The 7462-nt window shown below is 35.8% G+C and carries 11 protein-coding genes; 7 read left to right on the top strand and 4 right to left on the bottom strand.

Annotated elements, in window-relative coordinates:
* The first annotated feature begins 42 nt into the window (after positions 1-42).
* From ACY651_RS06365 to ACY651_RS06355, 3 genes are read left to right on the top strand one after another with little or no spacing between them, the layout of a single operon-like run.
* Complete coding sequence (locus tag ACY651_RS06365; RefSeq protein WP_462250867.1) at positions 43-171, top strand: hypothetical protein; 129 nt, start codon at positions 43-45, stop codon at positions 169-171.
* Entirely contained in the window at positions 156-269 is a 114-nt protein-coding gene (locus ACY651_RS06360; protein WP_462250865.1) for a hypothetical protein, read from the top strand. Before ACY651_RS06365 ends, ACY651_RS06360 begins: the two co-directional genes overlap by 16 nt.
* A gap of 19 nt (positions 270-288) precedes the next feature.
* Complete coding sequence (locus ACY651_RS06355; RefSeq protein ID WP_462250863.1) at positions 289-1149, top strand: hypothetical protein; 861 nt, start codon at positions 289-291, stop codon at positions 1147-1149.
* A 5-nt stretch (positions 1150-1154) separates the two neighbouring features.
* On the opposite strand, the gene ACY651_RS06350 is transcribed toward ACY651_RS06355, so the two are convergent.
* From ACY651_RS06350 to ACY651_RS06335, 4 genes are all read right to left on the bottom strand, one after another.
* Entirely contained in the window at positions 1155-1643 is a 489-nt protein-coding gene (locus tag ACY651_RS06350; RefSeq protein WP_462250861.1) for a hypothetical protein, read from the bottom strand.
* Positions 1644-1752: 109 nt separating this feature from the next.
* Positions 1753-2199 carry a DUF3276 family protein gene (locus ACY651_RS06345; protein ID WP_462250859.1) on the bottom strand — a complete coding sequence of 149 codons (447 nt, stop codon included), beginning with the start codon at positions 2197-2199 and terminating at the stop codon, positions 1753-1755.
* A gap of 189 nt (positions 2200-2388) precedes the next feature.
* Positions 2389-4296 carry an ABC transporter ATP-binding protein gene (locus ACY651_RS06340; RefSeq protein WP_462250857.1) on the bottom strand — a complete coding sequence of 636 codons (1908 nt, stop codon included), beginning with the start codon at positions 4294-4296 and terminating at the stop codon, positions 2389-2391.
* A gap of 123 nt (positions 4297-4419) precedes the next feature.
* Positions 4420-4848 carry a CBS domain-containing protein gene (locus ACY651_RS06335; protein ID WP_462250855.1) on the bottom strand — a complete coding sequence of 143 codons (429 nt, stop codon included), beginning with the start codon at positions 4846-4848 and terminating at the stop codon, positions 4420-4422.
* Between the two features lie 208 nt (positions 4849-5056).
* Between ACY651_RS06335 and ACY651_RS06330 the strand changes: the two genes are divergently transcribed.
* From ACY651_RS06330 to ACY651_RS06315, 4 genes are all read left to right on the top strand, one after another.
* Positions 5057-5392, top strand: a complete 336-nt coding sequence (locus ACY651_RS06330; protein ID WP_462219987.1) for an NADH-quinone oxidoreductase subunit A — start codon at positions 5057-5059, stop codon at positions 5390-5392.
* Between the two features lie 88 nt (positions 5393-5480).
* Complete coding sequence (locus tag ACY651_RS06325; protein ID WP_462250853.1) at positions 5481-6059, top strand: NADH-quinone oxidoreductase subunit B; 579 nt, start codon at positions 5481-5483, stop codon at positions 6057-6059.
* Positions 6060-6087: 28 nt separating this feature from the next.
* Positions 6088-6546 (top strand): NADH-quinone oxidoreductase subunit C, encoded by a 459-nt coding sequence (locus ACY651_RS06320; protein WP_462250851.1) that lies wholly within the window; start codon positions 6088-6090, stop codon positions 6544-6546.
* A 130-nt stretch (positions 6547-6676) separates the two neighbouring features.
* Positions 6677-7462 (top strand): NADH-quinone oxidoreductase subunit D (locus ACY651_RS06315; protein ID WP_462250849.1); only part of this gene is annotated, 786 nt, incomplete at its 3' end.

The raw sequence follows: 7462 nt of genomic DNA, 5'->3' as shown, positions 1-7462 counted from the left end.
TACCGTGTTTTTGAAGGCAACCGCCCCACCAATTCTTTTTTAATTAAAGAGATTACACCATTTAGTTTGGGTGAATTAATTGCTTTGTACGAACATAAATTTTTGTACAAGGTGTTATCTGGAATATTTACAGCTTCGATCAATGGGGTGTTGAATTGGGAAAAGTATTAGCTGGAAAAATTTTACCGGAGCTGTTGAATAATGATGAAGTAAGCTCACACGATTCATCGACCAATAACCTGATAAATGCTTATAAAAAAATGAAATGATGAATTTTTAATCTTTTTTATGATAGCAGACAAACAAAAATTAGCTCATCCTGCTTTTATATTGTCAGTTTTATTATTAATAACTAACGACTGGTTGTTTAAAGTTTCTTTTCACAATTTTATTACAGGCAAACTTTCCGATTTCGCAGGGCTTTTTGCTTTCCCTTTTTTTCTCAGTACAGTTTTTCCCCGCTTGAAAAAACCACTGCATGTATTTACTGGCGTGCTGTTTATTTTTTGGAAATCTGACCTTTCGCAGCCAATAATTAACCTTCTTAATTCTATTTACATTCCAGTTAACAGAACAATTGATTTTGGTGATAATATTGCACTAATAAGCGTTATTTTCTCCTATATATTTTTTAATACTTGTACGCAGCCATATATTGCTAAGCCAATTTTTATCAAAGTTATTGCTATAGTTTCCTGTATTGCATTTATGGCAACAAGTGTACCTCCACGTGATTTGAGAAAATTCATCGCAATTGATAAGGAATACCCCTTTAATTTTTCAAAAAGAGAACTGTTATCAAGATTGAACAGCGTTCAGCTGAAAGAAATTAACCAGGCAAATAAAGTTAGTGGTCAAGTTGATTTTGACAGCGAAACAAATGTTTTTCATTTTCATGGTGAAACAGATACTCTTGCATTGATTTTAGATTATGAAAAGATTAAGGATACCGATACAGTAAGGTATAAAACTTCTTTTGTCGAAATTATGATTACAGGGAATGATAATACTTCGATGTTGAAATTAGTAAGTATTTATTATTATGTGCCTAAACATAAAGAAAAAGATTTCAGGGATAAAGCTATAACAGTATTTGAAAAATGGGTGGTAAAGAAAATTAAAAAAAGTGTTCGTAAAAATAAGCTGTGAATGAATCAATATCTATCCGGTGTAGTGAGTTGTGTTTCCAAATAAATTGCAGTGGTAAATTTTATTTTATTCAACCTGCCTTTAATAATAATCTTTTTAACTGCTTCATGCGGCAATGTATTACCTGCAACCTGTGTTAAATAAATCTTCCAAACCTTATTGCCTTTTTTAGGGATAAACTTTACCGGTTTTCCGTTTTCATTTTTTATGCCAACGGTCGCAGCAGTTTCGGCTTTATCTGCAACAGCAGCAGTAAATAAAATACCATTATAAAAAACCGAATCAACTTTTGGTTTACCATTAAACCTGCATTCTATATAAATAAACCTGTCAATTATTGGCTCCGGATTTATTGTATTACCATTTTCATCCTTCATTGCCATACCCGGAAATGATGCCGTATAAAAAGCCTGCGCTTTTTGTATGCGGTAAATTTGTGCATTGCAGCTGCTGCATAAAATAACTGCTGACAGTAAACCTAATAATTTTTTCATCAACAATGATTTAAACAAAAATAGTATTTTAAGGTGGATTTGTTTTTTCTATAAAATTAAAAACCCTCTCAAAAATGAAAGGGTTTATGCAATTAGGTTTGGTGTTGGTTTACCACTTATCTACTTCCTCAGTACTGCCATTATCAACTGGTGTTGTTGCGGCAGGAGCTTCAGCTTTTTCTTCAACAGTTATTTCTGGAGTTTCGGTTGATGTTGCTTCAGCACTTGCAGTTGCCTGCGGTGCGCCACCTTCTCCCTCGTAAGGAGTGTCGTGGTTAAAAGCATCAAAATCAAAATTGGGCATTAATTCTGTTTTTACATAATCGATGGCTTCGCCCAATCCTTTAATAAATTTATTGAAATCTTCTTTATACAAAAAGATCTTATGTCTTTCGTATCCATCGCTGTCAAACTTTTTACGGCTTTCGGTAATGGTTAAATAAAAGTCGTTACCACGGGTTTCTCTTACATCAAAAAAGTAAGTCCTGCGTTTTCCAGCACGGATGCGTTGACTGTAAACGCTTTCCATTTTTTTGTCGTTGTTCTCGTACGCCACTGTTATATTGTTTTTAGTTTTTTAACGATTATCCATTTTTAGGACTTCGCAAAGATAAAATTGTTTTTGAAACCACAAAATATAAATCGCCCCCATCCCCTGAAGGGGAGTTATTTGGACTGTATTTAAAAATTGAACTTACTACTATTACAAGTTTTGTAAAAATTATAATCGCTGAATAAATCCCCCTCAGGGGATGGGGGCTTCTTGCTGGCGGTTATACATTTCGGTATAAATGCCATTGTTTTGCATGAGCTCCTCATGGGTGCCCTGTTCGGCAATGCTCCCCTCATCCAGCACCACAATCTTATCAAACTTAAACAAAGAAAATATGCGGTGGGTAATAATCAATGCCGTTTTATTTTCAAGATAGTTGTACAGGTTTTCAATAATCTCCTTCTCTGTACGGGCATCTACAGCACTCAGGCAATCATCAAAAATTACAATTTCAGGGTCTTTAATCAATGCACGGGCAATAGAGATGCGTTGTTTTTGTCCGCCGCTTAATGTTACGCCCCTTTCCCCGATCATGGTGTTATAATTATGTTGAAATTTTTCAATCTCGGTGTGCACACTGGCTTGCTTAGCAGCAGTAATTATTTTTTCCTGCGATGCATTCTCTAAACCAAAACTTATATTATTGCTGACAGTTTCGCTGAATAAAAAAACATCCTGCGGTACGTAGCTTATTTGTTCCCGTAAGGTATTAATATCAATTTTATTTATGGGGATACCATCGTAAGTTATCAATCCCTTTTGTGGATTGTACATGTGCAGCAGCAATTGTGCAATGGTGGATTTGCCTGAACCAGTACGGCCAATGATGGCCACTTTTTCACCTTTATTAATTTGTAAAGAGAAATTTTTTATAGCATTGATGCCGGTATGAGGATAAGTAAAATCTACGTTGGTAAAAGTGATATTACCCTCTAATGCAGCCCCTCCTTGAACTTCGTTCGTTCTCTTTTCAGACAACCCCGGTGGGGAGGGAAATGGAGAAGATTGATTTTTTATTTTATCATTATCTTGAATTTCATTTTTTATTTCGGGCTCGGTATGTAAAAATTCATTTATTCTTTTTTGAGAAGCTGCAGCTCTCTGTGTCATACTCGCCGTCCACCCGATAGCGCTTACCGGAAAGGTGAGCATCTGAATGTACAACACAAATTCTGCAATGGTACCAACAGTGGTGCCATTTACATTATTTATCACATCAAGGCTGCCCACCATAATAGTTATGATGGTACTTAAGCCAATCAACAATGCCATACTGGGAAAATAAATAGCTTCAGTTTTTGCCAGGCTCAATGCATTATTACGGTATGCTTCGCTGTTATTTCTAAAAAAGATAAGCTGAGCTTTTTCCTGTACATAAGATTTTATTACCCTTATGCCGGAGTAAGATTCCTGTGCGTTGGTGGTAAGATCGCTTAAAAGCGATTGTATCTTTTCGCTTTTTTTATTGATGATAGTGTTTACAAAATAAATAGTGATGGCTAATAATGGCAACGGTGCCAATGCCACTAAAGTAAGTTTAGGACTTTCTTTCAGCATAAAAAAAACGCTAAAGCCAATTACAGCAGCAAGGTTTATAAAATACATTATTGCCGGTCCGGTGTACATTCGTACCCGGCTCACATCTTCCGAAATGCGGTTCATTAAATCGCCGGTGCTGTGTGTTTTGTAAAAGTTGGTATCTAATTTTTGGTAATGAGAAAAAATTTCATTCTTTTGATTGTACTCAATATGACGGCTCATTACAATAATGGTTTGCCGCATTAAAAACATAAATATACCGCTGATAATGGCGAGGATGAGTAAAGTAATACCTGCCAGTAAAATTTTATTATCCTGGTGGTTTTCAAAAAACACAATTACATTTCTTACCAAAAAGTCGTAGTTTTTTTCTGCTTCTCCTGCGTTTGCAGTAACCTCTTTTTCTCCTTTTACCGTATGCACTACTGTATTCACTACATACCTGGTTATTTGCGGCGCTAAAATTCTGAAGTAATTGGTTAAAACAACAAACACAATACCCAGCATAAAAAGCCAGCGGTATTTCCAAAAATATTTGTTGAGGGATTTGAGGTGCTTCATCGGGTGCAAAGGTACTTGAGTTAATGGATAATTATAAAATGTATAATGTATTCAATCCAAGGCAGTGTTTATATTTTTAAGCCGCCCTATTATTCATTATTAAATTATCAATTATCCATTTTGCTAAGAATGTATATAATTCTGCAAATGCTCAATCGTTTCTTCCTGTGTAAGAATGGTTTCTTTAATAACATCATTAATTGAAATGATACCGCAGAGCTGGTCGTTTTCAAAAACGGGTAAATAGCGGATATTATTTTCGCTCATTATTTGCATACAGGTATCCACAGAATTGTCGGGTGTAATGCGGGGCAAACCAGTAGTCATAATTTCTTTAACCAAAGTAGTGGTAGATGATTTTCCTTTAAGGATAACTTTACGGGCATAATCCCTTTCGGTTAAAAGCCCGATATAATTACCATTTTCTTCCACTACAATAGAACCAATATTTTTTTCTGCCATTTGCTTTAAGGCATCCAGCACGGTAATATCTGGTGTAATGGTAATTACATTGCTGCCCTTTCTTTTTAAAATGTTTGATACTTTTTTCATTTTGGCTGTTTAGCGTTAAAAATTTTTACTGCAAATGCATTTGTAAGTTATTGTTTTTTTACTGACTTTAAAAACATTTACTTTAAATTTTATTCATACTGTTATTATTTAAATGGGTAAAAATTAATTGGTTACCACAATTTTGTAATCAATTTTAGCATTAACTTCAACCCTTGTAAAATCGCTTTCAAATATGGGTGCCTCTTCCATGATTATTTTAATTCTTGCTGCATTGGCCTTTTCGGGCATTGCATTAATGGTATCAAAAATAGTTACCCGTTCTACTTTTAACAAAAGCAAAGGCGAACCTTACGAATGCGGCATACCCACCACCGGGCAAACCTGGGTACAATTAAATGTGGGCTATTATTTATTTGCCATTATATTTTTAATTTTTGATGTGGAGCTGGTATTTCTGTATCCCTGGGCTGTAGTAGCAAAAAAGGTAGGCTGGCTTGCATTGGTTGAAATTGTAATTTTCTTTTTTATTTTATTTATGGGATTTTTATATGCACATAAAAAAGGGGCATTGAAGTGGATGTAGAGCCCCTCCTATCCTCCCCGGAGGGGAGAGAAAAGTAGAAGATTGCGGAGTAGATAAAAGCGATTAATTTTTTTATAATCTTCAATAAATGAATGATAGTACAAATAATGCAGAGTCTTTAAAAGTCCTCCCTTCTGGGGAGGATTTAGGAGGGGCTGTTCAGATACTTGACTTACCCGGCGGCGGTATTGTGCTTAGTAAATTAGATGATGTTATCAATTGGGCAAGATCAAATTCTTTATGGCCATTAACTTTTGCCACCAGTTGCTGCGGCATAGAAATGATGGCAACGGCTTCTGCTAAATATGATTTTTCAAGATTTGGTTTTGAAGTAGCCAGGGCTTCTCCACGCCAAGCTGATGTTATAATTATTGCAGGGACGATCGTAAATAAAATGGCACCGGTTTTAAAAAGATTGTACGATCAGATGGCCGAACCAAAATATGTAATTGCAATGGGTGCCTGTGCAATTAGCGGCGGCCCGTTTTTTTACAACACGTATTCTGTGGTAAAAGGGGCCGATCATATTATACCGGTGGATGTTTACGTTGCCGGTTGCCCGCCAAGGCCGGAAGCCTTATTGCATGCATTAATAAAATTACAGGAAAAAATAAAAAGTGGTATGACGAGGGAACAACAACCCCCATCCCCTAAAGGGGTGAAATAATTGAAGTGTAAAAGATTTTTTGAACAACATGAATACTGAAGAACTGAAAATAAAATTAACGGAATTGCTTCCTGCTGCTGCTTATGAAGAAGGCGGGCAATGGCTGACAATAAATATTGAGCCGGCCAAATGGTTAGCTTTTGCAAAACAGTTGCGGAATGATATTTCTTTAAATTTTGATTTTCTTTTTTGTGTTACCTGTATAGATTGGAAAACACATTTAACTATGGTGTATCATCTTACATCAACAACCCACAGGCACAACATAGTGGTTAAAGCAAAACTAAATTTTACCACTCCTGAAATAGCATCCGTAACATCCATTTGGAAAACGGCTGATTTTCATGAAAGAGAAAACTATGAAATGTTTGGCGTGAATTTTTTAAACCATCCTGACTTAAGGTTATTGATTTTACCTGATGGATGGGAAGGAAAAAATCCGATGCGGAAAGATTTTGAGGATGAGGTGAATATGATTAAGCTATAAAGCCCCCATCCCCTAAAGGGGAGTTATAGAAACAGTATATTAAAGTAGGAAAGATTATAAATGAAGAAGTATAATAAATATTTTTTAGTAAATCATAATCAGTCCCCCTTTAGGGGATAGGGGCAAATTTATGTTTGAAGAATTAGGTACATCCACAGAAGGTGATTTAATAATTAATGTAGGGCCGCAGCATCCGGCAACGCATGGTGTATTGCATTTGGTTATTACTTTAAATGGCGAAACGATAAAAAAAGTAGAACCGCATTTGGGTTATATTCACCGCAGCATAGAAAAAATGTGTGAGAGTTTAAGTTACCGCCAATTTATTTATGTTACCAGCCGCATGGATTATTTATCTTCTCACATCAACAATAATGCCTGCGCTTTGTGTGTAGAAAATGCGATGCAGATTGAAATACCAGAAAGAGCAAAATACATTCGGGTATTGGTAGATGAACTGACAAGAATTGCATCGCATGAATTGTGGTGGGGAGCAATGGCAATGGATCTGGGAGCCTTCACGCCTTTCTTTCATGCATTCAGAGAAAGAGAAAACATCAACGATATTATGGAAGAAACCTGCGGCGCCAGGTTAACGATGAACTATATTGTACCCGGTGGCGTAATGCAGGATATTCATCCCAACTTTATACAAAGAGTAAAAAATTTTATTACGCTTTATAAATCTAAAGTAGATGAGTATAATGAAATGCTTACCGGAAATATTATTTTTCAAAACCGCATGAAAGGTGTGGGTGTATTATCGAAAGAAGATGCGATTTCATTTGGTTGTACCGGCCCTGTTGCAAGAGGCAGTGGTGTTACCTGCGATATCAGAAAATTATATCCTTACGAAGTATATGATAAAGTACAGTTTGATGAAATATTAGAAACGGATGGAGATTCTTTATCAAGA

The organism is Ferruginibacter sp. (assembly GCF_031391665.1).
Lineage (GTDB): Bacteria > Bacteroidota > Bacteroidia > Chitinophagales > Chitinophagaceae > Ferruginibacter.
Note: the sequence above shows the minus strand (reverse complement) of the source record. Positions and strands in the feature narration are given on the sequence as shown.

Excerpts from the sequence above, each read along its gene's own strand:
- ACY651_RS06325 (WP_462250853.1), top strand. The coding sequence starts at position 5,481 with ATGAATGATAGTACAAATAATGCAGAGTCTTTAAAAGTCCTCCCTTCT.
- ACY651_RS06320 (WP_462250851.1), top strand. The coding sequence starts at position 6,088 with ATGAATACTGAAGAACTGAAAATAAAATTAACGGAATTGCTTCCTGCT.
- ACY651_RS06350 (WP_462250861.1), bottom strand. The coding sequence starts at position 1,643 with ATGAAAAAATTATTAGGTTTACTGTCAGCAGTTATTTTATGCAGCAGC.
- ACY651_RS06335 (WP_462250855.1), bottom strand. The coding sequence starts at position 4,848 with ATGAAAAAAGTATCAAACATTTTAAAAAGAAAGGGCAGCAATGTAATT.
- ACY651_RS06355 (WP_462250863.1), top strand. The coding sequence starts at position 289 with ATGATAGCAGACAAACAAAAATTAGCTCATCCTGCTTTTATATTGTCA.
- ACY651_RS06340 (WP_462250857.1), bottom strand. The coding sequence starts at position 4,296 with ATGAAGCACCTCAAATCCCTCAACAAATATTTTTGGAAATACCGCTGG.
- ACY651_RS06330 (WP_462219987.1), top strand. The coding sequence starts at position 5,057 with ATGATTATTTTAATTCTTGCTGCATTGGCCTTTTCGGGCATTGCATTA.